Consider the following 26,696-nt stretch of genomic DNA (forward strand, 5'->3'; position numbering starts at 1 on the left):
GGGTAGCCGGTGTTACCGCCGGGTTACGCCGGTGAATGTGTCCCGGGTGCCTGGGAGGTGGCGATGCCGGAGCAACGGGAGTTGCGGCTGCCCGACGGGGTACGCCTGCACGTCGAGGTGACCGGCCCGGTCGGGGCCGAGGTGACCGTGGTCCTGCTGCACGGCTGGACGCTCGACGGTCGGGCCTGGCACCGGCAGCTCACCGACCTGCGCACCCGCTTCGGCGACCGGATCCGGGTGGTCACCTACGACGCCCGGGGGCACGGCCGGTCCAGCTGCATGGCGCTGCGCACGGCGACCCTGGCCCAGCTCGGCGACGACCTCGCGGCGGTGCTGGACGAGGTCGCCCCGGCGGGGCCGGTGCTGCTCGTCGGGCACTCGATGGGCGGGATGAGCGTGATGGAGTACGCCCACCGGCACCCGTCCCACTTCGCCGCCCGTACGGCCGGGCTGGTTTTCGTCTCCACCACCGCCGAGGGCCACACCCACACGGTGTACGGCCTGTCGCCGCGGATCGCCCGGCTGATCCGGCTCGCCGAGACCACCGGGGCCGGGGTGCTGGCCCGGTGCGGCTCCTGGCGGCCACCCCGCCCGCTGTTGCGCGCCCTGGCCCCGAGCATCAGGTGGATGCTCTTCGGCGACCGCTGCTCCGGTGCCGACATCCGGCTGGTCACCTCGGCGGTGGCCCGCGCCTCGCTGCGCTCGATCGGTGGTTTCCGCGCCTCGATCGGCGCCCAGCACCGGCTGGCGACGCTCGCGGCGTTGGCGCACCTGCCGGCGGCGGCGCTGGTCGGGGACCGGGACCGGCTGACCCCGCCGCCGTGTGCGGAATCGATCGCGGCGGCGCTGCCGGCCACCGAGCTGACCGTCTGCCCCGGTGCCGGGCACATGTTGATGATGGAGCGTCCGGACGAGGTGAACGCCGCCGTCGCCGGGGTGCTCGACCGGGTGCTGTCCACCGCCGGGGCTACGCCACCGGGGCCCCGTCGTCCTGCCGACGTCCCGGCCGGCCGGGCGTGCGCCGACGTCCCGGGCGACCCGGCGTCCGCCGGGCGGACGACGCGCTGAGCCGACCCGCCGTCGCCCCGCGCGGCCGCGCCCCGGCGGGTCGGCCCGTGCGTGGGGGCGGACGACCTCCACCCCGGGCAGGCGGCGCGGTGGTGGTGGAGGTCGCGGTACGGGTATCGGCCCGCCGGGGGGTGGGCGGCTGCCCGTACCCTCATTCCGCCTGGCGTGCACCCGCGCCCGGCGTCGCCGTCGCACAGGAGCCGGTACGTTGACCGACCAGACCACCCTGGAGCAGGAGATCGCCGCCGAGCAACGGCATCTCGACCGGGTGTACGCCCGGCTCGCCGAACTGCGCCGCTCGGCCGCCCGCGCCGAGCGGGACGGCTACCGGATGGCCGGGGTCGGCACCTTCGGTGCGCTGGTGGAGCGGGACGCGATGGTCTTCCACGCCGCCCAGCGCCGGCACCTGTTGGACGCCGAGCACGAGGGGCTGGTCTTCGGCCGGCTGGACCTGCGCGACCGGCAGGTGCTGCACGTCGGGCGGCTCGGGGTGCGCGGTGACGACGCCGAGACGCTGGTGGTCGACTGGCGGGCCCCGGCCGCCGCCGCCTTCTACCGGGCCACCCCGGCGGAGCCGCTGGGGGTGGTGCGGCGGCGCACGATCAGCTCGTCGGACGAGAAGGTCACCCGGATCGAGGACGACCTGCTCGACCCGGAGGCCGCCCCGCCGGACATGCCGGTGGTGGGTGACGGGGCCCTGCTGGCGACCCTGTCCCGGGCGACCGGCCGGGGGATGCGGGACATCATCGCCACCATTCAGCGGGAGCAGGACGAGGCGATCCGGTCCCCCGGCTCGGGGGTCACCATCGTCTCCGGCGGGCCGGGCACCGGGAAGACGGCGGTGGCCCTGCACCGGGCGGCGTACCTGCTCTATGCCGACCGCAGCCGGTACGCCGGCGGCGGCATCCTGGTGGTCGGCCCGTCGGCGGTGTTCGTGGAGTACATCGCCTCGGTGCTGCCGTCGCTGGGCGAGGAGACCGCCACCCTGCACTCGCTGGGGTCGCTGTTCCCCGGCCTGTCGGCGACCCGCACGGACGGGCCCGAGGTGGCGGCGGTGAAGGGTTCGCTGCGGATGCGGCGGGTGCTGGAGCGGGCGGCCCGGGACGCGGTGCCGGACGGCCCACATGAGTTGCGGCTGCTCTACCGGGGTGCGCTGCTGCGCCTGGAACGGCGCGAGCTGGACGGCATCCGGGACCGGGCGCTGCACCGGGGGGCCCGCCGCAACGAGGTCCGCCGGGTCGGCTTCGACGGGGTGCTCGCCGCGTTGTACGCGCAGGCCCGGCGGTCGGCCGTCGCCGGCCTGCCCGAGCAGCCCGCCTTCGAGGACGAGATCATCGAGCGGCCGGAGTTCCGGGAGTTCCTCAAGGCGTGGTGGCCCCGGCTGCATCCCCGGCACGTGCTGGGCTGGTTGGCCCGGCCGGAGCGGCTGCACCGGTACGCGGCCGGCGTCCTGTCCCGGGCGGAGGTCGGGTTGCTGGTGGAGGCGTACCGGTCGCTGGACACCGAGGGGTTGACGGTGGCCGACATCGCCCTCCTCGACGAGCTGGACGCGCTGCTGGGCCAGCCGGTCCGTCCGAAGAAGGCCCGGCGGGACCCGTTCCAGCTCGCCGGTGGCGTCCGGGAGCTGAGCACCTTCGGGGAGCGGCAGCGTGCCGCGCGGGCGGCGGCCCGGGAGCGGCCGGAGGACTACCGGGACTACGCGCACGTGGTGGTCGACGAGTCGCAGGACGTCTCGCCGATGCAGTGGCGGATGATCGGCCGGCGCGGTCGGCTCGCCTCCTGGACGGTGGTGGGTGATCCGGCGCAGACCGCCTGGACGGGTGACCAGGCGGAGCTGGACCGGGCCCGGGACCAGGCGCTGGGCCGGCGGCGGCGGCACCGGTTCACGCTCTCCACCAACTACCGCAACTCGGCGGAGATCTTCGCGGTGGCGGCGGCGGAGATCCGCCGGCTCTACCCGGACCTGGAGTTGCCGAGCGCGGTGCGCTCCACCGGGGTGGACCCGGTGGCGCTGCACGTGCCGGCGGCGGAGCTGGCCCGGACGACGGCCGACGCGGTGGACACGCTGCTGGCCGAGGTGGCGGGGACGGTCGGAGTGATCACCCCGGTGCCCCGCCGCGACGAGGTCGCCGGCTGGTTGGGCGACCGGGGTGGGGCGCGCCTGCAGGTGGTGACCAGCCTCCAGGCCAAGGGCATGGAGTACGACGGGGTGGTGCTGGTCTGCCCCGGCGAGATCCGGGCCGATCCGGGCTCCGGGGTGCGGACGCTCTACGTGGCGTTGTCCCGGGCGACCCAGCGCCTCACCACCGTCGAGCCGACCGGCTGACCGACCGGGACCCGGCCCACCTGGCCGGACGTCCGACCATCACTTGCATACATAGCGATGTGAGCATAGATTGGAGCGGGTCCGCAGCGGCGACGGAGGGTGTGGACGTGGGCGCAGGTCATGACCACAGCGCGACGGTGAGCAACGCCGCGCACCGGCACCGGGGTCGGCTCTGGGCGGCGTTCGGGCTGCTCGCCGTGCTCATGGTGGTCGAGGCGGTGGCCGCCTTCGGCACCGGCTCGCTGGCCCTGCTCTCCGACGCGGGGCACATGTTCACCGACGTGCTCGGCATCGGGATGGCGCTGGCCGCGATCACCGCCACCCGGCGGGCCGCCCGGGACCCGCAGCGCACCTTCGGCCTCTACCGGCTGGAGGTGCTCGCCGCCCTGGCCAACGCCGTCCTGCTCAGCGGGGTCGCGGTCTACGTGCTGATCGAGGCGGTCCGCCGGTTCGGCGAGCCACCCGAGGTGCTGGCCGGCCCGATGCTGGTGGTGGCGGTGCTCGGCCTGCTCGCCAACATCGTCGCGTTCGGCCTGCTGCGGGAGGGCGCCAAGGAGAGCATCAACCTGCGCGGGGCGTACCTGGAGGTGCTCGGCGACCTGCTCGGTTCGGTCGGGGTGATCGTGGCGGCGCTGCTGATCGCCGGCACCGGCTGGTGGTGGGCCGACCCACTGGTCGCCGTGGCGATCGGCGTGTTCATCCTGCCCCGCACCTGGCGGCTCGGCCGGGCGGCGGTGCGCATCCTGGTCCAGGCCGCCCCGGAGCACCTGCCGGTGACCGCCGTGCACGACCGGCTGACCGCCGTGCCCGGTGTCGCCGAGGTGCACGACCTGCACGTCTGGACGCTCACCTCCGGCATGGACGTCGCCTCGGCCCACCTCACCCTGGCCGGTGACGCCGAGGTCGGCGCGGTGCTGGCGGCCGCCCGGGGCGCCCTGCGGGAGGACTTCCACATCGAGCACGCCACCCTCCAGGTCGAGCCCGGGGCGAGCCCCGGCGCATGCGGCCCCGCCCACTGGTGACCCCGCCCCGGGCCGGACGGTCAGCCCCGCCGGGTACTCCCGCACAGAGATCGCGGAAATTTGCGTCGTTTGAACCTTTTGAGGGTATTCACTCTCGTACCCTCAGTCACGAGGTAGGCAGGCGTCACACGCGTACCGGTAGGCTCGGCCCCGGTCTCCGCCAGGCAGAGGCCGCCGCCTAATCGCCCGCCCGGGCGAACCGGGGAACCACGTTCCTGGGGTGCATCCGCGTCAGCGGTAGGGATCTTCCGTCCCGAACCCGTCAGCTAACCCGGTCGGCGGCTGACGGAAGGACATCCGCATGCACGTACGCACCACCACGCGGCTGCTGGCCGCAGTCGTCACGGCGTTGGCCCTGGGCGTGTCGGCCGCGCCGTTCACCCCGGCCACCGCCGCGCCCGCCACCCGGCTCGCCGCCCCCGGCGACGACGAGGGCGGCACCCCGGCGCTGCGCGACCAGCTCGACGCCGCCAGCAAGGGCTGGCTGGAGGCCAAGGCCGCCCTGGAGCGCTCCACCAAGCGCCAGCAGGAACTCGACGGGCAGCTCAAGACCATCGAGGGGCAGCTGGTCACGCAGACCGCCAAGGTCGGCGAGATCGCCGGCGCGGCCTACCGCACCGGCCGGCTCGGGCCGATGTCAGCCCTGCTCAACAGCAACACCCCGAGCGGTTTCCTGGACCGCGCGGCAGCGCTGGAGACGGTCGCCACCCGGGAGGACCAGGAACTGCGCACGATGATCGAGACCCGGGACCAGGCCACCCGGACCCGGGCGGCGGTCACCCGGGAGATCACCGAACAGCGCAAGCAGGTCGCCACCATGGGCAAGCGCAAGGAGCAGGCCGAGCGGGCGCTGGCGGTGGCCGCCGCCGACAAGCCGGCCCCCACCTCCCGCGACTCCGGCAGCTCGGACGGCACGTCCACCAGCAACGCCAAGGGGGCGCCCCGCAACTCCGACGGCTCCTGGCCGTCCGAGTCGTGCAGCGTCAACGACCCGACGCCGGCCAACGGCTGTATCACCCCGCGTACGCTCAACGCCCTGAACCAGGCCAAGGCGGCCGGTTTCACCAGGTACGTCTCCTGCTACCGGCCCAGCGGCTCCGGCGAGCACCCCAAGGGCCGGGCGTGCGACTTCGCCGCCCAGAAGGGCGGCTTCGGCGGGGTGGCCAGTGGCGGCGACCGGACGTACGGCAACAACCTCGCCGCGTACTTCATCCGCAACGCCGACCGGCTCGGTGTGCTCTACGTGATCTGGTTCAAGCGGATCTGGCTGCCGAGCAGCGGGTGGAAGGCGTACAGCGGGGGCAACGGGGACCCGTCCAGCGACCACACCACCCCCGTGCACCTGTCGATGATCTGATCCCGGCGCGGTGGCCCGTCCGGGCAGGGCGGGCCCCCGCGGCGCGACCGTCCGGGGGGTGTCGGCGGGTCGTCAGCCGGCGGGGGGTGGGTCGCCGGCCCGGCTGTCCAGGACCGCGCCGAGGCGGCTGGCCAACCCCAGGTGGGCGGCGCGGGCCTGCCGGAAGGCGTAGCCGAACAGCGGGGCCGGCGCGGCGAGGGTGATCTCCACGTCGATCCGCAGCAGGTCACCCTCCATCCGCAGCCGGGTGTGGTTGCGTACGGTGGTGCCGGGCTGCTGGCGGGCCACCGTCACGATCTCGTCGTCGCCGGCCAGCAGCACGTCGGCCTGGTAGGTGACGGGGAACCGCAGCGGCCCCAGCTCCAGCCGGTCGGTGATCGCGTAGCTGGCCAGGGCACCCGGCCGGGCGGGCAGCCGGCGCACCCGGACGATCAGGGGATGCAGCTCCTCCTGCCGGGACAGGTCGCTCAGCAGCGCCATCGCGTCCGCCGGTGAGCAGCGCGCCTGCACCGTGTAGCTGAAGCTCTCCCGCCGGACCACCGGGCCTCCTGACCGTCGTCGGTCGCACGATCGTGCCGTACCGGAGACGGACTGGCAACGTCCCTGGTCAGTGGCGTCGACGCCGACCGGTGGCCCGGTCAGGCGCCGGGCAGGACCTCCGGGGTGGCGGCACCGGCGAAGTACGGCTCCGGGGCACCGAAGAGCCCGAGCAGGCCGGTGACCCAGAGCTGTCGGTGCACGAACCGGCTCGGCTCGGTGACGATCAGTTTGACGCCGCTGACCTCGGCGGTCTGGAAGCCGGCGACCATGGCGCTGATCCCGACGGAGTCGATGAAGGTGACGAGTCGCATGTTCAGCTCGATCCGCGCGGGCCGACCCTTGGCCAGCACCTCGGCGATCGCCTCACGTACCTCGTAGGCGGTGTCGACGTCGATCTCACCACGGGGGGCGATCTCGATGACACCGGCCGGCAGGACCGACTTCACGATCGACAGGCTCACGCGAGCACCTCCACTCGCCCGTCCCCGGGCGCCTCATCAGTACGCGGGCCGCGACCGAGAGTATTCCTCCGATGGCCTCGGTCGCCACCCCTCGGGATGAGCAATTCGCGGATCCGGACGGACCGGACCGTCCCTCTCCGCACCGTTGCTGGTCCTGTTCTCCTCAGACGAACGGCCCAGCTCGGCCGTTCCAACCGTCCCAGAGTAGCGGCCCCGGTCCACCGACACCCGGATGCGGTGCGCCGGGCGAGCCCCGCAGGCTCCCCGACGCGGCCCGCCGACTCCCCCGGTGCAGGTTGTGCGGGGTGCCTACCGTGGGCGAGAGATGGGTCACCACGATCGAGGAGACGGATCGATGCTCAGGAGACTGCTCGGGCTGGCCGGGGTCGGCGCACTACTCGCTCTCGTCCTGGCCTGCGGCTTCGGCGGCGGGGACGACGACGATGACGACGACGGGGACGATTTCGCCCGCGCCACCACCGTGGTCTCGGTGCGCTGAGCGGTGACGGTCACCCGTACGCACGGGTTTGCGACCCGGCCGGGCGGGGCACTGCTCGGACACCGGCCGGGTGACCGGTCGGCGCGAGGACCGCTGCGGCGCGGAGACGACATCCGAAGTGGCCGCAGACTTCGGCATTCGAGGAGGTAACACGATGATCGGCAGCAACCTTCTGGAGCGCCGCAGCAAGCCCGAGCGGATCGCCGACCAGGCCTGGCACCACCTGCTCTCGGCGGTGGACTCCGCCGGTGACAGCGTCCGGGACGCCGCCCGGTCGGTCCGGGACTCGGGGCTGGCCGACGCCGGTGACCTGGTCGGCTCGACCGCCGACGAGGCCCGTCGTCGGGCGACGCTCGCCTTCGACGCGCTCGCCGGCCGGCGTCCGGCCCTGCCCTGGACCCTGCTGATCGGCGCGGCGCTGGTCGGCGCGGCGATCGGCTGGGCCGCCGGCACCGCCGCGCGGGCCGCCGGCAGCCGGGGTGACCGGGCCGTCGACGACATCGAGTTCGTCGACGTGGACCGGCCGAACTCCCCCGTCGGGCTGGACGACTGACCGCTCCACGCGGCACGTACAGGCCCCGGTCACGCTTCTCGGCGTCGACCGGGGCCTGCGCCGTCTTCAATCCACCCCCGCTGGGGCGATGTTGCGGTAAACACCCGGGGTGGATGCCGCGACTTCGCCACCACTGAGTCGACCACTCTCAGCCCGGACATGCCGCCGGCTCCGCTCCCCGGTCGGGGGAGCGGAGCCGGCAGGTGTCGGATAGTTGATAGTTGTCAGCGGCTGGTGCAGCTCACCGCCGGAACCGCATTGGTGCCTGTCACGTTGGCGGTGAAGCCGATGCTGGTGCTCGCGCCACCCCCGAGCGCACCGTTCCACCCGGCGTCGCGCACCGAGACGTTCGCCCCGGTCTGGGTGAAGGTGCCGCCCCAGAGCGAGTTGACCGTCTGACCGTTGGCGAACGTCCAGTTCACCGTCCAGCCGGCGATCGCGCTGGTGCCGGTGTTACGCACGGTCACCTCACCCTGGAAGCCACCCGGCCACGACCCGGTCACCTTGTACGTCGCCGCGCACCCACCGGTGGGCGGCGGAGTCGTCGGCGGCGGCGTGGTGGGCGGAGGCGTCGTGGGGGGCGGGGTGGTCGGCGGCGGCGTGGTGGGCGGCGGCGTGGTGGGAGGCGGGGTCGTCGGCGGCGGCGTGGTCGGGCCGGGGGTGGTCGGCGTCGGGGTGGGAGTGCCGCCGAGCCGGTCGGCGACCAGGATGCCCCGGCCGTTGGTGCCCAGGTAGACCCGGCCGTAGACCCGGGGGTCACCGGTCAGCGCCTCGCCCGCGTTGCCGTACTGGTGCTGGTCGTCGTTGATCCGCACCCAGGCCGCGCCGGTGTTGTCGGAGCGGTAGACGCCGGCCTTGCCGTCGACGGTGCCGAAGGTGAACACCGCCGGATAGGTCTGCCCGGGGGCGGCCTTGCCGAAGCCGACGTTCACCGCCGCCGACACACCGGCCAGCTTGGTGAAGCTGGCCCCGGAGTCGGTGGAGCGCCACAGCCCGCCCTCACCGGCCAGCCAGATGTCGCCCTCCTTGCCGGGCACCGCCTTGAACTTGACGTTCCCGGTGGCCGGCAGGCCGGTGGCGGCGGACGCGGTGAAGCTGGCCCCACCGTTGGTGCTGACGTAGAACTTGCCGGCGCTGAAGCCGTAGAACTTGTTCTTGTTGACCCGGTCGGACTCGACCACGGCATTGGCCGGGATGCCGGTGGCGGCGGTCCACGAGTTGCCGAACCCGACGGAACGGATCACCTGCTGCCCGGCGTCGCCGGGGGCCCAGACGAACTGGCTGCCGTCGGCGGCGGCGGCGACCGTGCCGCCGTTGTTGATCCCGCCCGGCTCGCTGCCCTGGAACCAGTTCGCCCCGCCGTCGGTGGAGAACGCGACGTGGCTGTCGTTGGGGCGGTCGGCGTCGGTGAAGTTACCGGCCCGGACCATCGTCGCCGGGTTCGCCTCGGCGTAGTCGAGGCTCGTGGTGGTGGTGAAGACCGGCTGGGTGAACAGCATCGGCGGCACCGCGTCGAGGTCGGTGTGCCGGAACCCGCCGATGTCACCGAGCCCGCTGATCAGCGGTGCCCCGGTGGGCGGGCTGATCAGGTCCTGCACGGCGGTCTCCTCCAGGCCCTTGACCATCGGCTTGATGGTGAGCTGGCCGCCGGTGTCCCACTTGGTGAGGTCGGTGCTGCCGTAGATGGTCGCGCCGGTGCCGTACATGAAGCGGTTGGAGTCGAACGGGTCGATCTCCACCGACTCGTTCATCCAGCCCAGCTTCGGGGACTCCTCCGGCGGGGCCGGGTTGGCCCCGAAGGTCAGCCACGGCACCGAGCTGATGTCCATCTTGAACTTCTTGGTGCGCTCCGGGTAGCTGCCGAACTCCCAGATCCGGCTCCAGGTCGCGCCGCCGTCGGTGCTGCGCCAGAAGATCGCGTCCGGCCACCAGGAGATCTGGGTGGCGACCATCAGGGTGTTCGGCTTCTGCCGGTCGATGGTCAGCCCCGAGTAGCCGAAGTAGGCGTCGCTGCTGGACGACGGGATCGGGCTGATCTGCGTCCACGCGCCGGTGGCCCGGTTGAACTTCCACACGTCACCCTTGCCCCCGTCGTACGGGCCGCCGGTGTCGCTGGTGGCGATGTAGAGGAAGCCGCCGACCGGGTCGACCACCCCCTTGTGGGCCAGGTAGCCGGTGGGCTGCCCGGCGATCCGCTCCCAGCTCGTGCCGCCGTTCGTCGAGCGGTACACCGGGTTCGCCTTGTCCGCCACGCCGACGTAGATGGTCTGCGTGGCGTTGCCGGCCGTACCGGTGCTCTTGTCGAAGGTGACCCAGGTCAGACCCTGGTTCTGGCTCTGGTAGCCGGTGGTGTCGTTGGGGTCGGCCCGGTAGTTGCCGACGTTGGGGAAGTTCGCCACCTTGGCCCAGGTGACCCCGAAGTCGGTGCTGCGCCACAGGCCGTTGCCGCCCTCGGCACCGTAGTAGAGGATGCTGTTCTTGTTGGGGTCGACGGCGAGCCGCTCGCCCATGCCCCGGCCGGGCATGTTGCCGCCGTTCTTGAACGGCAGCGCGGTGGCCTGCCAGGTGGCGCCCTTGTCCGACGAGCGCAGGATCGCGCCGTTGTTCGGGTCCCAGTCGTTGGTGTACATGCCGACGGCCGCGTACACCCGGTTGGTCTGCACCGGGTCGGTGGCCAGGCTGACCACACCGTTGTAGCCCCACTTGTCCGCGCCGACCCAGTCGAGCAGCGGCGTCCAGGACTGGCTGGCCTGCTCCCAGCGGTACGCGCCGCCGATGTCGGTACGCGCGTAGATCAGGTTCTTCTCGGTCTGGTTGAAGACGATGCCGGGGACGAAGCCGCCACCGTCGATCCGGACGTTCTTCCAGCTGTACGGCTCGGCCGCCGCCGCGGCGGCCGGTGTGGACGGTGCGACGGTGAACTGTACGGCCACGACGGCCGTCGCGGCGGCCAGCACGGTGGTGACCGCGCCGACGAGACTTCTCCGCATCTGCGGTTCCTCTCGGGATGCCAGGGTCAGGGTGCGACGCCCCGTGGGGACGTCGACGGGTGCGAAGAGCTGCCCTGGCTCCCCGCCGGCACGCTTGGCTCCCGCTGCCGAAGAAGAACCCAACAGTAACCGGTACGCCGCCGAATTAGGAAGCGCTCCCAACTAACTCGGCCATCAGAGCCGGTAGATGACGTCCTCGCCGACCATCTCGCGACTGATGCCCAACCCGTCCACCGGTCGGGCGGCCACGTCCGCCCACGGCGTGCCGGCCGCCCAGCCGGGCAGCAGCACCACCGTGCGCACCCCGACCTGCCGCAGGTACGCCACCGAGGTGGCGTCCGGGAAGGTCATGCTCGCCGCCCTGATCCGCTCCTGGGACTGCGGGGTGAACGAGGCGAGCCCGTTGACCACCTTGGGGAACCCGTCGGTGGACCAGAGCATCACGTGCAGTTCCCGGATGCCGTCGCTGGGCAGCACCAACGCCGGGCCGGTCAGCCCGCGCAGCACGGCCGGCTGCTCCGGCGCGGGCACGTGCGGGGTGCGGTTGACCCCCTCCACCAGCACCAGCAGTAGCGGCACCAGCAGCGCCAACCGGGCCAGCCGCCACTGCCCGCCGGCCCGCTTCGGGGCGGGTTGCCGGGGGGCCGCCTGCTCGGCCGCCGACCCGGACCACGCCGCCGACCGCAGCGCCGGCCGTGGTCCCGCTCCCGCCTGCGCCGGTGCGGACGCCTCCACCAGCACGGGCACCCCCGCCGGTCGCAGCGTCGGCACGGCCGGCTTCGTCCCGGGATCCGCGTCCGACCCCGGCGACTGATCCCCGGCCGGCACGGGCCGCTGCTCCCCTACCGACACTGCCCCGGGTTCCACGTCCGGTCCCGGCGACTGATCCCCGGCCGGCACCGCTTCGCGCTCCGCGTCCGGTCCCGGGGGCAGCTCCGCGCCGGGGGCGGTCTGCCGCGCCGGCTCGCGCACCGTCAACGCCCCGGCGGCGAGCAGGCCGAGCAGCAGGGTCGTCCACAGCACCAGCCGGCCCGGGGTGCGCACCCCGTCCCAGCCCGGTGCGTGCTCGACGAGCGTCACGTACCCGGGGTTACCGTCGCCACCGAACGTGGTGCCCGCCGCCAGCGCCACGCTGACCAGCGCCGCGCCGGCCAGCATCAGCCGGTGCCGCAGCCGCCACGCGGAGAAGAACAGCCCCGCCACCGCCAACGACAGCAGCACCACCCCGGGCAGCAGGGTCATCTCGCCCGGGAAACCGAGCGTGGCGCGGGCGGCCTCGTGCCGCTCCCCCCATAGCCAGGACTCCGGGGGTGCGGTGACGAACCCCCGCCACGGCGGGGAGAACATCTCGATCTGGGCCACCGTCCGCCGGCCGGACGGGTTGCGGGCCACCACCTCGAAGTACGGCGCCGCCATCGCCAGGGTCACCCCGGCGAACCCGATCCCGCCGGCCAGGTCGGCCAGGAGCAGGCGGCGAGGCACCACCGGCCGGGTCCGCCGCCGCAGCCACACCACGCCGTACGTGACCACCGCACCGAGGCAGAGCAGCCCCAGTACGTACGCGAAGGGCAGGCCGATGCCGAAGCCGAGGGTGACCTGCCAGGCGGCGACCGCCCACCCGGCGACCACCCAGCCGGGACGGACCCGGTCGGGGCGGTGGCCGTGCCGCAGCGACCAGCCGTGCCCCCGGGCCAGCATGGCCAGCGCGAGGGCGATCCCGCCGATGCTGATCACGTGCAGGTGCCCGGCCTGGGCGAGCTTCCACGGGGCGTACGCGAAGGCCACCCCGGCCACCGCCGCACCGGCCCGGCCGGCCCCCACCTGCCGGGCCAGCGCGTACGCCCCGAACAGGGCGAGGGCGTGGGTCAGCATGTAGAGCAGGTTGTAGCGGATCACGGCGGCCACCGGACCGTCCCCGATCATGCCGAACGGGGCGTACCCGAGCAGGGTGTCGGAGTAGGCGTAGGTGTACGGCTCGGGATAGAACGTGTTGGAGTGCCAGACCTGCAACGGGTTGGTCAGCAGGGCGTGCCCACCCCAGGCCACCTGCCACGCCTGCAACGTCGGGTCGCCGGTGTCCTGCGGGATGGTGCTCGCCGGATCGCGCAGGGTCGGCCAGGTCAGCACCACGGCCAGCAGCAGCGCGGCGAGCGCCGCCAGGGTCCACTCGTGCCGGGCCACCCGCCACGACACGCCCGCCAGCCGGCGACCGAAGACCCGCATCTGATCGACGTCCATCTCTCCACCCCGTCCTTCGCCGTCCGTCAGACTGCCCGAGTCCGAACCGGTTGTCGACACCGCGACCGCCCGAATTTCGCCACCGGCGCCCCTCCGACGGGCCGAATCCGATCTGACGACGCGGACGGGGCAGGACCACCCGGGTCGGGTGAGCCGCCCTCACCCGACCCGGGGGGACGGTGGGCGACATGACTGGATCCGACGGGCTGATCCGACCCGGGACACCGGCCCCCGAATTCACCCTGCCGGCCACCCCGGACGGGCGACGGACCGGACCCGCGCAGTTCCGGGGGCGGCCGGTGGTGCTCGCCTTCTACCCCGCCGACTGGTCCCCGGTCTGCGGTGACCAGATGGCGCTCTACCAGGCCGCGATGCCGGAGTTCGAGCGGTACGACGCGGTGGTGCTGGGCATCTCGGTGGACAGCCTCTGGTCGCACCGGGCGTTCGCCGAGGCGAAGGGCGTCCGGTTCCCGCTGCGGTCCGACTTCGAACCCAAGGGCGAGGTGGCCCGGGGCTACGGGGCGTACACGCCGCAGGGGCTCGCCGGCCGGGCCCTGGTGGTGCTCGACCCGGCCGCGACGGTGGCCTGGAGCTACCTGTCCCCCGCCGAGGTCAACCCGGGTGCCGACGGCGTCCTCGACGCGTTGGAACAGCTCGGCACCGAACGGCAGGTGGTGACCCGATGAGCACCCCGTTGCAGGTCACCGCCCGACTCCGGGTGCCGGTGACCGATACCGACCATGTCCGTGGGCCGCTCGACGCCCCGGTCACCCTCGTGCAGTACGGCGACTTCCAGTGCCCGTACTGCGGGGCGGCGTACCCGAACCTGGCCGAGGTGCTGCGGCAGCGGCGGGACACCGTCCGGCTTGTCTACCGGCACTTCCCGATCACCAACCTGCACCCGTACGCCGAGCGGGCCGCCGAGGTGGCCGAGGCGGCCGCCCACCGGGACCGGTTCTGGGAGATGCACGACTGGCTCTACGAACACCAGGACCAACTGGACCCGGTGCACCTGTCGCTCGGCATGGCACAGGTGGGGCTCCCGCCGGACGAGGTCGACGCCGAGGTCGACCGGCACGTGCACGCCGACCGGGTACGACACGACTTCACCGGCGGCATCCGCAGCGGCGTCAACGGCACACCCACGCTCTTCGTCGGCGACGACCGCCACGACGGCCCACTCGACCTCCCCACCCTCCTCGCCACCGTGGACGCCGCCACCGCCTGACCCCAGCCGACCAGAAGGGCGGGGCGGGCTGGGGTGGGTGGGGTGGGGTCAGAGGAGGTGGAGGTCGCGGGCTCGGCGGACGGCTTCGCGGCGGCGGGTGGCGTCGAGCTTGCGGTAGATGTTGCGGACGTGGGTCTTGACGGTGTTGACCGACAGGGACAGTTCGCTGGCGATCTCCACGTTGGACAGGATGCTCTGCAGGTACCGCAGGATGGTCAGCTCCCGCTCGGTGAGCGGCTCGTCCAGAGGGCGCTCCGCGTCGCCCTGCCGGGAGTCGGCCGGTCCGCCCCGGGTGCCGTACGCCCCCTGGCCGGGCGGCGGCGTGGCGTCCCGCACCAGGTCGCTGACCTGCGGCCAGTACGCCGTACCGGAATCCAGGTGGGCCGCGAGCAGTTCCCGGACCTCCGGCTCGGCCCGGGTGAAGACCCGTCGGTGGCCGTGCCGCCCGGCCAGGTCCAGCACCCGTTCCAGCAGCCGCCCGGCCCGGCGTTCGTCACCGGCCCGTCGGGTCAGCAACGCGTCCAGAACCCCGGCGGCGAGCCGTACCGGCAACGGCCAGTCGGCAGCGCCCGGGGCGTCCCAGTCGGGCAGGGCGTGCCGGGCGGCCCGTAGGTCACCGGCCCGCAACTCGACCCGGGCCAGCGCCAACGCCAGCACCGGCACCGGGTCCGGACCGAGGGCCCGCTAACCGAGCAACCGCCGGTCCTTGTCCACGTCACCCTGTTCGCCGCGCAGGTCCGCCTCCAGCGCCAGCAACCGGTCGGCCAACTCCCCGGCACCGCCGAACCCCACCGCACCGCCGAACCCCGCAGCACTGCCGGCCACCACCGCATCGCCGAAGACTCCAGAGGTTCCGGCCGCCCCCGCACCGCCGGGCGACACCGGGTCGCCGGGGGACGTCGATCTGCCGGCGGTCAGCTCGTCGCGGGCGCTCAGCACAGCCGTCGTCGCCGCCGCCGGCTCGCCCGCGTCGCGGAGCAGGGCGGCCCGGCACAGCGCCGCCACCGCCCCGGCCGGGGCCGTCCCGGTGACCGCGCCGGCCGCCGCCAGCTCGGCGGTCGCCTCGGCGGGCTGGTCCCGGTACACCGCCACCAGCGCCAGCGCCAGGTGTGCGTGACCGCAGTCGACCCGACCCGACCAGCCCTGGCAGCAGGGCATGGCCAGGGCCGCCCGCGCGGTCTCCTCGGCCGGCGTCAGCTCACCGGCGAGGGCGAGCAGCAGTGCCGCCCGGCTCGCGCCGACCAGCTCGGTCCGGGGGCGGTCGGCCCGCCGGGCCGCCGAAAGCGCAGCCCGGAACCACGCTCCGGCCCGTCCCAGTTCCCCCTCGGCCAGGTCGGTCAGGCCGAGCGCGGTGCCGGCCACCGCCCGGACATCGGCGTCATCCCTTCCGGTCCGGGGATCACCGCCGGTGGCGGGGGCATCACCGGTCACCGCACCATCGCCGGCTGAGAGGTCGGCACCGACCGGCGGGTCGAGCGCAGCGGCGCCGGCCGGCGGGCCAGCAGAAACGTGGGCGACGGAAGCCGAACCCGCAGGTAGCGCCGAAGCGGTGGCGAGCAGGCGGGCGGCGGCAGCGCGTACCGACGCAGGGTCGCCGGACAGCCGGGCCAGGGTGAGTTCCAGCGCCACGGCGAGCCGCCGGAACCGGTCCCGGCGCGGCACCGGCAGCGTGTAGGCGGCCTGCACCGCGTCCCGCAGCCGGGCGGTAGCCGCCGCCACGTCCCCGGCGTACGCCCGCTCGGTGCCGGCGGCCAGCGCCAGCTCCGGGTCGCGGCGCACCGCCCCGGCGGGCGGCGGCGGGGGCGGCGGCAGGTGCGGTGGCTCCCGCTCGTACGGGGCCAGCTCCGGCCAGTGGGCCAGCAGCAGTTCGGTGGCGCGGTCCCACTGCCCGGCGGTCAGGGCGTGGTGCAGCGCGTCGGCCGGCCGGTCGTGGTCGGCGTGCCAGTCGGCGGCCCGCCGGTGCAGTTCGTCGCGTTCCCGCCCGTCGAGGCCGGCGAGTTCCTCACGCAGCAGGTCGGCCAGCATGGGGTGCGGCCGGTACCAGGGTGGGTCGCTGTCGTCGCGGTGCAGGAAACCACCGTCGCGGGCCAGTCCGGCCAGGAGCTGACCGGCGTCGGGGCGTCCGGTCAACGCGTCGGCCAGGTCGGCGCGGACCGCCCCGCCGACGGCGCAACGGAGCAGCGTCTCCCGGGCCGGCACCGGCAACGGGGTGAGCACCTCGGCGCGCAGGTAGGCGGCGACGTCCGGGTGGTCGCCGCCGAACCGTCGTACCCAGCGTTGCGGGTCGGCCTGGCCCCGGGCGGCCAGCGCGGCGAAGCGCAGGCCCGCCGGCCAGCCGCCGGTGCGTTCCCGGAGCCGGGCGACCGCCGCCGCCGGCAACGGCACCCCGTGCGCCACCAGCAGGTCGGCCACCTCGTCGGTGGTGAAGGCCAGGTCGTCGGGGCCGATCTCGGTCGGCTCCCCGGCCAACCGCAGCCGGTGCAGGGCCGGCGGCAGGCCCGTCCGGCCGGCGGCGAGGAGACGCAGCCGCCCGTCGGCGTGCCGGAGCAGGAACTCCAGCCCGGTGAGGACGTCCGGATCGGTCACCCGGTGCAGGTCGTCGAGGATCAGCCGGGTGGGGCGTTCCCGGGCGGCCAGTGCGGCGGCCAGCGCCTCCAGCCCGTCGGGCCGCCACGGACCGGCCGGGGCGGGCGGAGGCTCGTCCGGTTCGGCCCGGAGCGCACCGCACAGGGCCCGGGTCAGGTACGCCCACAGTCGCTGTCCGCTGTCGCCGGCCTCGACCTGCACCCAGGCCACCGGGTGCCCAGTCGACGCCGCGGCCTGCGCCCCGGCGGTGAGCAGTGTCGTCTTGCCCCAGCCGGCGGGCGCGCGGACCACGGTGAGGATGCCGGCGGCCCCGTCGTCGAGGCGGGCCAGCAGCCGGGGCCGCAGCAGCATCGGCTCAGGCGGGGCGGGCGGGGCGAGCCGGGAGGCCAGCAGCGGCGGCTCGACGGACGCCGGGGTGGTCGCGGCGTCGCCGGGGTGGGGTGTCGGGTCGACCGCCCGTACGGGCTGCTGCGGCATTGCACCCCACCCCCACTCGGCGCGTTCCTCCCCCGGTCGGCGGCGGTTACCCGGCGCGGCCCGGTTCACCCCTTCGGGACGAGCCCGGTTCACCCGGGACGCGCCGACGATGGGCGCACCGGAGGGCCACCGGGCAGATCCCCGGCAGGAGAGGCGGGTGGTACGGATGGGACGGCTGACCCGGGGCACGGTCATCCTCGCCGCCACGGCGGCCGGGTCGGGACGTTGGCAGGTGGTGACGGTCGGCGTCCCGGCGGCGGAGCTGCTGCCCGACGGGCGGTGGCCGGAGCCGCTGCGACCGCTGGCCGGTGCCGTGGAACTGGAACTGCGGCCGGCCCCCGGCGGGCGCGGCACCGAACTGGCCGTCCGGCCGCTCGGTGGGCTCGCCGCCCTGCCCGGGATGGCCGCCCACCTGGTCGGCGACGACCCTGACGGATACCTGCGGCAGGTGTTGCGCGCGGTGCGGCAGCTCGTCGAGACCGGTGAGGTGCTGCGCGCCGACCGGCCGGCCGTCGAGCGGCCCGCCCCCGACCGGCCGGTGGTGCCCGGATGAGGGCGCTGTGCTGGGAGGGCGTCGACCGGCTCGCGGTACGCCAGGTGCCCGACCCGGAGCTGCGCAACGCCCACGACATGATCGTGCGGGTCCGGCGCAGTGCCACCTGCGGGACCGACCTGCCGTTGCTCGCCGGTCGGGTGCCGGGCCTGGCCGCCGGTGACGTGCTCGGACACGAGTTCCTGGGCGAGGTGGCCGAGGTCGGCCCGGCGGTGCGCCGGCACCGCGTCGGCGACCGGGTGGTGGTCTGCGCCGCCGTGGCCTGCGGGAACTGCTGGTACTGCCGGCAGGGGTTGTACTCCTGCTGCGACAACGGCGCGATCGGCGCGGCGGTCACCGAGGCGACCTGGGGGCAGCCCGCCGGCGGCTGCTACGGCCATCCCCGTACGGCGGGCGGGTTCGCCGGCAGCCACGCCGAGTACGTCCGGGTGCCGTACGCCGACGTGGGGGCGTTCACCGTGCCCGACCCGGTCAGCGACGACCGGGCGGTCTTCGCCTCGGACGCCGCTCCCGCCGGATGGATGGGTGCCGAACTGGGTGCGGTCCGCCCCGGTGACGTGGTGGCGGTGTGGGGGGCGGGTGCGGTGGGTCAGCTCACCGCGCAGGCGGCGACGGTGCTCGGCGCGGACCGGGTGATCGTGATCGACAGGTATCCGGAGCGGCTGCGGATGGCCGAACGGCACACCGGTGCCGAGACGCTGCACTACGAGCACACCGACGTCCCCGCCGAGCTGCGGGAACGCAGCGGGGGTCGGGGGCCCGACGTGTGCGTGGAGGCGGTCGGGGTGGCCGACGGCGGTGGCCGTCCGCTGTCGCTGGCCGACCGGTTCACCGGCCGGGGCGGCCCGGTCGAGGACCCGTTGGCGGTGCGGGAGGCGGTGCACGCCTGCCGTAAGGGCGGCACCGTCTTCGTCTCGGGCACCTTCGGCGGCTTCGTGGACGCCTTCCCGCTGGGCGCGGTGATGCACAAGGGGCTCACCCTGCGCAGCGCCCGGCAGCACGGCCAACGGTGGATTCCGATGCTGCTGGACCGGATGGCCCGCGACGAGCTGCGTACCGAGCACCTGGCGACGCACCGGTTCGACCTGGACGGGGGCCCGACCGGGTACGCGCTGTTCCGGGACCGCGCCGACGGTTGTGTGCGGGCGGTGTTCACCCCGCACGGCTGAGCCGCCGGGTGGCCCGCCCAGCCGGTGCGGGTCGGGCCCGGGTGGCACACTCGGCGGATGCGCCCCGACCGCCCGTACGACCTCGTCCTGTTCGGCGCGACCGGCTTCACCGGCGGGCTGACCGCCGAGTACCTGGCCCGGCACGCCCCGGCGGGGCTGCGCTGGGCGCTGGCCGGCCGCAACCCGGCGAAGCTGTCGGCCGTACGGGACCGGCTCGCCGCCATCGACCCGGCCCTGGCCACCCTGCCGCTGTTGACCGCCGACGTCACCGACGCCGGGTCGCTGCGTCCGGTGGTGGCGGGCACCCGGGTGCTCGCCACCACCGTCGGGCCGTACGTGCACCACGGGGAACCGCTGGTCGCCGCGTGTGCCGCCGCCGGCACCGACTATCTCGACATCACCGGCGAGCCGGAGTTCGTGGACCTGATGTACGTGCGGCACCACGCCGAGGCGGTGCGCACCGGGGCCCGGCTGGTGCACGCGTGCGGTTTCGACTCGGTTCCGCACGACCTGGGCGTCTGGTACACCGTCCGGCAGTTGGCGGCGGACGGGCCGGTCACCGTCGACGGGTTCGTCCGGGCCGGGGGAGGTTCTCCGCCGGGACGTACCATTCGGCGCTCACCGCGTTCTCGCGTACCGCGCAGACGCAGCGGGCGGCGCGGGCCCGGCGGGCGGTCGAGCCCCGACCGGACGGACGCCGGGTCCGGGCGGTGGCCGGGAAGCTGGGCCGGTCGGCGGCGGTCGGCATGTGGGCGGTGCCGCTGCCCACCATCGACCCGCAGGTGGTGCGCCGGTCCGCCGCCGCCCGCCCGGAGTACGGCCCGGACTTCCGTTACCGGCACTTCGCCGCCGTCAAGCGGCTGCCGACGGTGCTGCTGGCCGGGGTGGGGATGGCCGGACTGGTCGGGCTGGTGAAGCTGCCGCCGACCCGGCGCTGGCTGCTCGGCCGGGTCGCCTCCGGGCAGGGGCCGAGCGCGCAGCAGCGGGCCCGGTCGTGGTTCCGGTTGCGGTTCGTCGGCGAGGGCGGCGGCCGGACCGTCCGCACCGAGGTGGCCGGCGGCGATCCCGGCTACGACGAGACCGCCAAGATGCTCGCCGAGTCGGCCCTCTGCCTGGCGTACGACGAGCTGCCCGCCACGTCCGGGCAGCTCACCCCGGTGGCGGCGATGGGGGACGCGCTGCTGGACCGGCTGGTGCGGGCGGGGATCACGTTCCGGGTGCTCCCGTAGCCGGCGGTGGCCGGTGCGGGCTTGACCCTCGACCTGGTTGAGGCGACAGCATCATGGGCGTGGAGAGCGAGCTGCTGAGCATCGGCGAGCTGGCCCGGGCCAGTGGCCTGACGGTCAGCGCGCTGCGGTTCTACGACCGGTGCGGGGTGCTGACCCCGACGCTCGTCGACCCGGTGAACGGTTACCGCTGGTACACCGCCGCGCAGGTGACGCCGGCCCGGCTGGTGGCCGGCCTGCGCCGGGTCGGCATGCCGCTGGCCGGGATCACCGCCGCGTTGCGGCTGCGCGACGATCCGGTGCGGGTCGGGCGGCTGCTCGACGCGCACCTGCGCCGGTTGGAGGACGGTCTCGCCGACGCCCGCCGCGAACTCTCCCGGGTCCGTGCCCTGATCGATCCCGAGGAGTCTTGGATGACCACCCGAATCACCCTGTCCCCCGCCGCCCTGGCCGCCGCCGTCGACGCCGTCCGGTTCGCCGTCGGCACCGACCCCGACCTGCCGGTGCTCGGTGGGGTGCTGCTGGACGTGGAGTCCGACGGCGTCCGGCTGGTGGCGACCGACCGGTACCGGATGGCGCTGGCCCGGGCCGGTGGCCGGGTGGACGGCCCGCCGGTGCGGGCGCTGCTGCCGGCGGCGGCCGTCGACGAGTTCCGGGCGCTGCTGGACACCGGCGGACAGGTGCGGCTGACCGTCGCCGACGGGGAGGTCACGGTCGCCGTCGCCGGGGTCGAGGCCCGCTCGGCGGTGCTGCCGTACGAGTTCACCGACTACCGGCGGCTGCTGCACCGCCCGGCGGACGCCACGGCCCGGCGGGTTCCGGTCGACATGGCGACCCTGCGCAGCGCGCTACGGTCGGCCGCCCCCACGGTGACCCGGGAGCACGAGGGGGTGGCGCTGCCGGTGACGGTGCTGGGGGTCGACGACCGCGACGGGCTGCGCCTGGTCGACGCCGCCGAACTGGCCGGGCCGAACCCGGCCGACCTGCTGGTCGGGGTGAACGGGGACTTCCTGCTCGACGCGCTGGACGCCGCCGGTGGCCCGCAACTGGTGCTGGAACTCGACGGCCCGATCGCCCCGCTGGCCGTGCGCCGTCCCGACGACGAGGACACCTTCTCGATCCTGATGCCGATCCGGCTCTGACCTCTGGCCTCTGGCCTCTGGGGACGGTGGCCGCCTGTTCTGACCGCTCCGGTGCGCTGCCTCCCGTGCGGGCGCGCCGGGCAATGCCGCCCGCCGTGCGGTCACACATGGTGACCACTCCTGCTCCCCGCCATTAGTGTTTCGCACGCTTTGCTCTGCTGCCATGACCGCGACAACCACGGCAGGTGACCGTCGCGTCGAGAGCAGCAGAGCAAAGCGTGCGAAGGAGGTTATCCAGGGGTCGCCGCCCCCTGAGGAGTTTTCCCTGCTCACAAGCGCCAGCACGAGGGCGCCCCGCTCAGGGCAGGAAAAACGGCCCCGATACCGGTCACCGAGAGTGAGAACAGGAGTTGAACCAGCCCCATCACCTTGGGTAACGGCAGGGGTGGCAGCACTCGGCCGGGCCGGGCCCGGGGTGCGGCGGCGCGTTCGCAGGCTCAGACCGGGGCCCGGGGGCCGGCGGGCGCGACGGTAGCATCGGAGGGTCCCACCCTGACCGCCTGGACGGAGCTACGGAGCAGCATGCTCGACATGGAGTTGATCCGGAAGGATCGCGAGGCGGTGGCGACCGCGCTCGCGAAGCGACTGGATCCCGCCGAGGTCAACCGGGTCCTGGACGACATCCAGCGACTCGACCAGGAACGCCGCGCCCTGATCACGGAGATCGACGCCGAGCGGCAGCGCCGCAAGGCCGAGGCCCGGGCGTACGCGCAGGCGAAGCGGGCCGGCACCACGCCGGAGTCCGTCGCGCCGGAGGTCGAGCGTAAGCAGCTCGCCGAGCTGGAGTCCCAGCTCGACGAGGTGCAGTCCCGGCTGCGCGGCACGATGAGCGAGCTGCCCAACCTGCCCGCCGACGACGTGGTGCCCGGCGGCAAGGAGGCCAACCGGGTGGTGAAGACCTTCGGTGCGCCACCGGTCATCGAGAAGATCCGCGACCACGTGGAGCTGAGCCGGGCACTCGGCCTGGTCGACCACGAGCGGGGCGTCAAGCTCGGCGGTTCGGGCTTCTGGATGTACACCGGCCTGGGCGCCCGGCTGGAGTGGGCCCTGATCAACTGGTTCATCGACGAGCACGTGCGGGCCGGCTACGAGTTCCTGCTCCCGCCGCACCTGCTGCTCGACACCGCCGGTTTCGCCGCCGGCCAGTTCCCCAAGTTCTACGACGACGTCTACCACCTGGACCGGGAGTCCGCCCCGCGCGGGCAGTTCCTGCTGCCCACCTCGGAGACGGCGATCCTCGGCGCCTACCAGGACGAGATCCTGGAGACGTCGAAGCTGCCGCTGAAGGCGTTCGCCTACACCCCCTGCTACCGGCGGGAGGCGGCCGGTTCGCACTCCGACGAGCGCGGCACCGTACGCGGGCACCAGTTCAACAAGGTGGAGATCTTCCAGTTCACCCTGCCCGAGCAGGCCGACGCGGCGCTGGAGGAGATGCTCGCCCACGCGGAGAGCCTGGTCGAGAAGCTGGGCCTGCACTACCAGCGCAGCCTGCTGTCCGCCGGTGACGCCAGCGCCTCGATGAAGAAGACCCTCGACATCGAGGTGTGGATGCCGAGCACCGGCAAGTACAAGGAGGTGTCGTCGGTCTCCTGGGCCGGTGACTACCAGGCCCGCCGGGCCGCCATCCGGTACCGCGAGCCGGGCGGCAAGCAGACCCGCTTCGTGCACACGCTCAACGGTTCGGCGCTGGCCACCAGCCGGCTCTTCCCGGCCATCCTGGAGCAGTTCCAGCAGCCCGACGGTTCGGTGCTGGTGCCCGAGGTGCTCCGCGACCGGCTCGGCACCGACCGGCTCACCCCGCTGCGCTGAGGCGTCCGGTGAGGGGCGGGGCCTGCGGGCTCCCGCCCCTCACCGCACCCACCACCGTGGCGACGACCGGCCCGCCGCGTTCACACCCGTTCGGTGTCACCGGTCCGGGTGCGGCCGCGGTGCAGCAGCGCCGCCACCGCGAGCAGCCCGACCAGCAGCCCGGCGAGCACCGCCGGCCCGGCCGTGTCCAGCGCCGTCACCAGCATCCGTTGGATCCGGGCCGCGCCGACCACCACCGGGTCACCGAAGGCGTCGTGCCGGCCCTGGGCGAGGCGGACCTCGTACCAGCCGTACCAGGCGACGTAGCCGCCGGCGACGAGCAGCACCAGGCCGCTGAGCCGGGGCACCCACGCGCCGACGCCGCGCAGCCCACGCACCACCCGGCCGCGCAGCAGCGCCACGCCGAGCGCCGCCACCGCCACCACCAGGCCCATCCCGATCGCGTACGCGACGAACAGCGCCAGCCCGCGCAGGGTCGAGCCGGCCTGGAGGCTGGTCACCACGATCGCCAGGAACGGGGCGATGGAACAGCTCAGCGACGCCAGCGCGTACGCCATGCCGAACAGCGCCATGGACGGCAGTGAACGGGTCAGCCGGGGGGCGCGGGCCGACGGGCGCGGGGTGGGCAGCCGGCGACCGGCGAGCAGCCACAACCCGAGCGCCAGCAGGCCCAGCCCGAGGGTCACGGTCAGCCAGGGCAGCCGGGGGCGCAGCCAGTCGGCCAACGGTGCGACGGCCAGCCCGAAGGCCCCGAACACCACGACGTACCCGCAGGTCAGTCCGGCCGCAGCGGTGAGTGCCCGGCCGACCGCGCCCCGACCGTCCGCCGGACCGGCGACCAGCAGCGACAGGTACGCCGGCAGCATCGCGAAGCCGCACGGGTTGACCGCGCCGAGCATCCCGGCGGTCAGCGCGAGCAGCAGCGGGCCGGTCATCAGCCGGCCAGGGCGGCGACCCGGCGGGTGAGGTCCTCGCCGTCGAGGAAGCCCTGGTGGACGACCTTCCCCTGCCGGTCGATGATCAGGAAGGTGCTCTGTTCGACGATCTCGAAGCGCCGCCACAGCGCGCCGGCCCGGTCGTCGATCTGGGTGGTGCCGCCGAGTTCGAACTCGGTGACGAAGCTGCGCATCGCCTTCTGCTCGCCGAGGCCGGCGACCCCGACGATCGGCACGGTGTCCCGGTACTTCGGGGCTATCTCGGCGACCGTCCACGCCTGGCTGGCGCAGGTGGCGCACCACGGTGCCCAGAACCACAGCACCACCGGGCGACCGGCCAGCCCGGCGGCGGAGAACGCCGTACCGTCGAGGGTCCTGGCGGTGAAGCGCAGCGCGTCGGGCACCACGGCGGGTGCGCCGGTCGGGGTGGACGCGGCGGACGACGGCGCGGCGACCGGGACGGCGACCTCGGCGGCCGGCTGCGCCGACGTCGGCCCGACGGCGCAGGCCGAGGCGGCCAGCAGGGTGCCGGCGAGGGTGGCGGCGAGGGCGAGCCGGGCGGCCGGTCGACCCTCCGGCCCGTTGCTGGGTGACGACGACGACCGCATCCGGTGCTCCTCTCGGTGGTGCTACTCGGCCTCGACCAGCCGCAGCGCGAGTTCGGGACAGACCTTGACCGCCTTCATCGCACCTTCCTTCAGCCAGGTCGGCACAGGGGTGGACGGGAAGGCGGGGTAACCGTTGCCGTCGAGCCGGATGAAGTCCGGTACGACGTGGGCGCACAGCCCGTGCCCGTCACAGCGGGACCAGTCCAGGGTGAGCTTGCGGGGGTTGGCGTCGGGCGCGCCGGGCAGCCCCATCACGCCCTTGACCCGCTTGCCGCACCCCTCACCGGTGGTGTGCTGCCGCAGGTCGTCGGCGAACACCTCCATCGCGGAGAGGGCGAAGCGGGAGGTGCCGTCGGGGTGGCTGCACGCGCCCCGGCCCTTCACGTCACCGGCGGCGGCCCGGACCACCTCCACCGGCGCGCTGCCGGACACCGCCAGGTCGACGGCGCGGGCCAGGTCGGGCAGGCCGCGCTTGCACGGCCCGCACTGGCCGGCGGACTCCCCGGCCAGGTAGCGGACCACCTGGGCGGCCTCGCCCAGCGGGCAGGTGTCCCGGCCGAGCGGGATGATGATGCCGGCGCCGAGGGTGCCGCCGACGCTGGTGAGGCTCTTGCGGGTGATCTCGGCCCGCTGCGCCGCCTCCCAGGTGATCCAGCGGCCGTGGTAGCCGCCCATCAGGATGCCCGGCCCCTCCGGCACCTCGCACAGGTCGAGGATGTCCCGCAGCGGGGTGCCGGCGGCGCACTCCACCACGGCGGCGCGCTTGGCCTGGCCGGTGACGGTGAGCAGCACGGTGCCGGGCTCGTCGTCGGTGCCGAGCGCGGCGTACTCGTACGGGCCGAGCCGGGCGGCGATCGCCACCTGGGCGTACGTCTCGGCGTTGGACAGCAGGGTGGGCAGGTTGCGTACGCCCGAGTCGCTGGACCGTTTCTTGGTGCCCGGCGGGATGTGCGGCAGTCCGTTGATCCCGTTGACCAGTGCACCGCCCTCGCCCGAGATGAACCGGTGCGGCACGGTGACGATGCTGGTGGGCACCGGCATCCGGCGTTCGGCGAGGGCGTCGGTGAGCGAGTCCCGGCCGATCAGGTCGTCGGCGACGCAGAGCACGATCTCCTCGGCGTCCAGCGCGTACGCGGCCAGGGCGGCGCCGTCGAGGATGAGGTGCGGGGCCCGGGTGAGCAGCACCTTGTCCTTCCAGCTCGCCGGTTCCCCCTCGGTGGCGTTGACCACCACCACGGCGGGCAGGTCCTGCCGTTCGCAGGACTCCAGCACCGCCTTGAACTTGCGGTAGAACGGGAAACCCGCCCCGCCCTTGCCCTTGAGCTGGATGGCCTCGGCCAGCCGGAGCAGGTTGGCCGGTTCCATCGGGCCGATCGGCCCGTGCTCCATCTCGTGGGCCATCAGGTCGAGCCGGCCGAACTCGGCGAAGCCGGCGGTGAGCCGGGGCTCGCCGATGCAGGCGACCGGTGGGACCTTCGTGCGCATCACTTGGCCTCACCGCGCAGCCCGGCCCAGTACGCCCCGTCGACGGCGTCCGCGTTGGCCTTGCCCTTGCGCCGGCTGCGGCTGTCGCCGGTGGCCTTGCGGGCCCGCCGGGAGGCCAGGTCGACCAGGGTCGGGGTGTCGTCGACGGGGATGTCGTCGGCGACGTAGCGGGCCGGCGGACGCCAGTAGTCCGGCTCCTCCGGGACGTCCGCCTCGACGCTGTGCCGCCCGGAACCGCTGCGCGGGGCGGCGGAGATCGGCTCCGCCGAGACGGGCCGGCTGGACTCCTCCCAGCGGCGCGGGCTGTCCCACGGCTCCTCCGGCTCCTCGGTGCGCCGCCGGGGCGGGGCCGAGTAGCGGGCGGCCACGTCGTCGTCGCGCCGGGCCCGGCGACCGGTAGAGACGGGGGCGTTGTCCTCCTCGT

The 26,696-nt window shown here is 74.3% G+C and carries 19 protein-coding genes, 3 pseudogenes and 1 riboswitch; of the genes and pseudogenes, 13 read left to right on the plus strand and 9 right to left on the minus strand.

What is annotated here, in order from left to right; genetic code table 11:
- The first annotated feature begins 63 nt into the window (after positions 1 to 63).
- The 4 genes from ACOJTC_RS02785 to ACOJTC_RS02800 all read left to right on the plus strand — a co-directional run bounded on the left by ACOJTC_RS02785 (position 64) and on the right by ACOJTC_RS02800 (position 5,773).
- A complete protein-coding gene (locus tag ACOJTC_RS02785) occupies positions 64 to 1,068 on the plus strand; it encodes an alpha/beta fold hydrolase (protein WP_420115613.1) in 1,005 nt (334 codons plus the stop codon).
- A gap of 208 nt (positions 1,069 to 1,276) precedes the next feature.
- The gene (locus ACOJTC_RS02790; protein WP_420115614.1) at positions 1,277 to 3,394 is read left to right on the plus strand and encodes a HelD family protein; all 2,118 of its coding nucleotides are present in this window, start codon (positions 1,277 to 1,279) and stop codon (positions 3,392 to 3,394) included.
- Positions 3,395 to 3,501: 107 nt separating this feature from the next.
- Positions 3,502 to 4,416 (plus strand): cation diffusion facilitator family transporter, encoded by a 915-nt coding sequence (locus ACOJTC_RS02795; protein ID WP_204926383.1) that lies wholly within the window; start codon positions 3,502 to 3,504, stop codon positions 4,414 to 4,416.
- Positions 4,417 to 4,581: 165 nt separating this feature from the next.
- Positions 4,582 to 4,713: riboswitch (cyclic di-AMP (ydaO/yuaA leader) on the plus strand.
- A 4-nt stretch (positions 4,714 to 4,717) separates the two neighbouring features.
- Entirely contained in the window at positions 4,718 to 5,773 is a 1,056-nt protein-coding gene (locus ACOJTC_RS02800; protein WP_420115615.1) for a coiled-coil domain-containing protein, read from the plus strand.
- Positions 5,774 to 5,845: 72 nt separating this feature from the next.
- On the opposite strand, the gene ACOJTC_RS02805 is transcribed toward ACOJTC_RS02800, so the two are convergent.
- Positions 5,846 to 6,313, minus strand: coding sequence for an SRPBCC family protein (locus tag ACOJTC_RS02805; RefSeq protein ID WP_204926381.1), 468 nt, complete (start codon positions 6,311 to 6,313; stop codon positions 5,846 to 5,848).
- 98 nt (positions 6,314 to 6,411) lie between these two features.
- Positions 6,412 to 6,774, minus strand: a complete 363-nt coding sequence (locus ACOJTC_RS02810; protein ID WP_067309377.1) for an STAS domain-containing protein — start codon at positions 6,772 to 6,774, stop codon at positions 6,412 to 6,414.
- A 355-nt stretch (positions 6,775 to 7,129) separates the two neighbouring features.
- Here ACOJTC_RS02810 and ACOJTC_RS02815 point away from each other — a divergent pair, with 355 nt between their 5' ends.
- Complete coding sequence (locus ACOJTC_RS02815; RefSeq protein WP_204926380.1) at positions 7,130 to 7,273, plus strand: hypothetical protein; 144 nt, start codon at positions 7,130 to 7,132, stop codon at positions 7,271 to 7,273.
- 154 nt (positions 7,274 to 7,427) lie between these two features.
- A complete protein-coding gene (locus tag ACOJTC_RS02820; RefSeq protein ID WP_088647175.1) occupies positions 7,428 to 7,826 on the plus strand; it encodes a hypothetical protein in 399 nt (132 codons plus the stop codon).
- 224 nt (positions 7,827 to 8,050) lie between these two features.
- Here ACOJTC_RS02820 and ACOJTC_RS02825 read toward each other — a convergent pair whose 3' ends face one another.
- Both ACOJTC_RS02825 and ACOJTC_RS02830 read right to left on the minus strand, forming a co-directional pair.
- Positions 8,051 to 10,816, minus strand: a complete 2,766-nt coding sequence (locus tag ACOJTC_RS02825; protein ID WP_420115616.1) for a cellulose binding domain-containing protein — start codon at positions 10,814 to 10,816, stop codon at positions 8,051 to 8,053.
- A gap of 174 nt (positions 10,817 to 10,990) precedes the next feature.
- The gene (locus ACOJTC_RS02830; protein WP_420115617.1) at positions 10,991 to 13,054 is read right to left on the minus strand and encodes a hypothetical protein; all 2,064 of its coding nucleotides are present in this window, start codon (positions 13,052 to 13,054) and stop codon (positions 10,991 to 10,993) included.
- A 188-nt stretch (positions 13,055 to 13,242) separates the two neighbouring features.
- Here ACOJTC_RS02830 and ACOJTC_RS02835 point away from each other — a divergent pair, with 188 nt between their 5' ends.
- Both ACOJTC_RS02835 and ACOJTC_RS02840 read left to right on the plus strand, forming a co-directional pair.
- Positions 13,243 to 13,740, plus strand: coding sequence for a redoxin domain-containing protein (locus tag ACOJTC_RS02835; RefSeq protein WP_420115618.1), 498 nt, complete (start codon positions 13,243 to 13,245; stop codon positions 13,738 to 13,740).
- On the plus strand, positions 13,737 to 14,282 hold the full coding sequence (locus tag ACOJTC_RS02840) for a DsbA family protein (protein WP_204926376.1): 546 nt from the start codon (positions 13,737 to 13,739) through the stop codon (positions 14,280 to 14,282). The genes ACOJTC_RS02835 and ACOJTC_RS02840 overlap by 4 nt, the downstream gene beginning before the upstream one ends.
- A gap of 48 nt (positions 14,283 to 14,330) precedes the next feature.
- Here ACOJTC_RS02840 and ACOJTC_RS02845 read toward each other — a convergent pair.
- Positions 14,331 to 17,219, minus strand: a pseudogene (locus ACOJTC_RS02845) (LuxR C-terminal-related transcriptional regulator).
- Between the two features lie 292 nt (positions 17,220 to 17,511).
- Here ACOJTC_RS02845 and ACOJTC_RS02850 point away from each other — a divergent pair.
- The 5 genes and pseudogenes from ACOJTC_RS02850 (at position 17,512) to serS (ending at position 23,244) form a co-directional block, all read left to right on the plus strand.
- Positions 17,512 to 17,898 carry a hypothetical protein gene (locus ACOJTC_RS02850; RefSeq protein WP_420115619.1) on the plus strand — a complete coding sequence of 129 codons (387 nt, stop codon included), beginning with the start codon at positions 17,512 to 17,514 and terminating at the stop codon, positions 17,896 to 17,898.
- Positions 17,895 to 19,067, plus strand: a complete 1,173-nt coding sequence (locus ACOJTC_RS02855) for an alcohol dehydrogenase catalytic domain-containing protein (RefSeq protein ID WP_420115620.1) — start codon at positions 17,895 to 17,897, stop codon at positions 19,065 to 19,067. The genes ACOJTC_RS02850 and ACOJTC_RS02855 overlap by 4 nt, the downstream gene beginning before the upstream one ends.
- Before the next feature lie 57 nt (positions 19,068 to 19,124).
- A pseudogene (locus ACOJTC_RS02860) lies at positions 19,125 to 20,296 on the plus strand (saccharopine dehydrogenase family protein).
- Between the two features lie 53 nt (positions 20,297 to 20,349).
- Positions 20,350 to 21,435, plus strand: a complete 1,086-nt coding sequence (locus ACOJTC_RS02865) for a MerR family transcriptional regulator (RefSeq protein WP_420115621.1) — start codon at positions 20,350 to 20,352, stop codon at positions 21,433 to 21,435.
- Positions 21,436 to 21,957: 522 nt separating this feature from the next.
- Entirely contained in the window at positions 21,958 to 23,244 is a 1,287-nt protein-coding gene (gene serS, locus ACOJTC_RS02870; protein ID WP_302745538.1) for a serine--tRNA ligase, read from the plus strand.
- Positions 23,245 to 23,324: 80 nt separating this feature from the next.
- Here the strand turns inward: serS and ACOJTC_RS02875 are convergent, their stop codons facing one another.
- The 4 genes and pseudogenes from ACOJTC_RS02875 to ACOJTC_RS02890 all read right to left on the minus strand — a co-directional run.
- Positions 23,325 to 24,179 carry a cytochrome c biogenesis CcdA family protein gene (locus ACOJTC_RS02875; RefSeq protein WP_420115622.1) on the minus strand — a complete coding sequence of 285 codons (855 nt, stop codon included), beginning with the start codon at positions 24,177 to 24,179 and terminating at the stop codon, positions 23,325 to 23,327.
- Positions 24,179 to 24,787 carry a TlpA family protein disulfide reductase gene (locus tag ACOJTC_RS02880; protein WP_420115623.1) on the minus strand — a complete coding sequence of 203 codons (609 nt, stop codon included), beginning with the start codon at positions 24,785 to 24,787 and terminating at the stop codon, positions 24,179 to 24,181. Before ACOJTC_RS02880 ends, ACOJTC_RS02875 begins: the two co-directional genes overlap by 1 nt.
- Positions 24,788 to 24,808: 21 nt before the next feature.
- Entirely contained in the window at positions 24,809 to 26,275 is a 1,467-nt protein-coding gene (locus tag ACOJTC_RS02885) for an NADH-quinone oxidoreductase subunit NuoF family protein (protein WP_088647185.1), read from the minus strand.
- Positions 26,272 to 26,696 (minus strand): annotated as a pseudogene (locus tag ACOJTC_RS02890) (hypothetical protein); the annotation flags it as partial. The gene ACOJTC_RS02885 and the pseudogene ACOJTC_RS02890, both read right to left, overlap by 4 nt.

Source organism: Micromonospora sp. (assembly GCF_048594385.1).
Classification (GTDB): domain Bacteria; phylum Actinomycetota; class Actinomycetes; order Mycobacteriales; family Micromonosporaceae; genus Micromonospora; species Micromonospora wenchangensis.

Coding starts and splice junctions, on each gene's coding strand:
- ACOJTC_RS02815 (WP_204926380.1), top strand. CDS start 7,130: ATGCTCAGGAGACTGCTCGGGCTGGCCGGGGTCGGCGCACTACTCGCT.
- ACOJTC_RS02835 (WP_420115618.1), top strand. CDS start 13,243: ATGACTGGATCCGACGGGCTGATCCGACCCGGGACACCGGCCCCCGAA.
- ACOJTC_RS02785 (WP_420115613.1), top strand. CDS start 64: ATGCCGGAGCAACGGGAGTTGCGGCTGCCCGACGGGGTACGCCTGCAC.
- ACOJTC_RS02820 (WP_088647175.1), top strand. CDS start 7,428: ATGATCGGCAGCAACCTTCTGGAGCGCCGCAGCAAGCCCGAGCGGATC.
- ACOJTC_RS02855 (WP_420115620.1), top strand. CDS start 17,895: ATGAGGGCGCTGTGCTGGGAGGGCGTCGACCGGCTCGCGGTACGCCAG.
- ACOJTC_RS02825 (WP_420115616.1), bottom strand. CDS start 10,816: ATGCGGAGAAGTCTCGTCGGCGCGGTCACCACCGTGCTGGCCGCCGCG.
- ACOJTC_RS02865 (WP_420115621.1), top strand. CDS start 20,350: ATGGGCGTGGAGAGCGAGCTGCTGAGCATCGGCGAGCTGGCCCGGGCC.
- serS (WP_302745538.1), top strand. CDS start 21,958: ATGCTCGACATGGAGTTGATCCGGAAGGATCGCGAGGCGGTGGCGACC.
- ACOJTC_RS02800 (WP_420115615.1), top strand. CDS start 4,718: ATGCACGTACGCACCACCACGCGGCTGCTGGCCGCAGTCGTCACGGCG.
- ACOJTC_RS02880 (WP_420115623.1), bottom strand. CDS start 24,787: ATGCGGTCGTCGTCGTCACCCAGCAACGGGCCGGAGGGTCGACCGGCC.
- ACOJTC_RS02850 (WP_420115619.1), top strand. CDS start 17,512: ATGGGACGGCTGACCCGGGGCACGGTCATCCTCGCCGCCACGGCGGCC.
- ACOJTC_RS02875 (WP_420115622.1), bottom strand. CDS start 24,179: ATGACCGGCCCGCTGCTGCTCGCGCTGACCGCCGGGATGCTCGGCGCG.
- ACOJTC_RS02840 (WP_204926376.1), top strand. CDS start 13,737: ATGAGCACCCCGTTGCAGGTCACCGCCCGACTCCGGGTGCCGGTGACC.
- ACOJTC_RS02830 (WP_420115617.1), bottom strand. CDS start 13,054: ATGGACGTCGATCAGATGCGGGTCTTCGGTCGCCGGCTGGCGGGCGTG.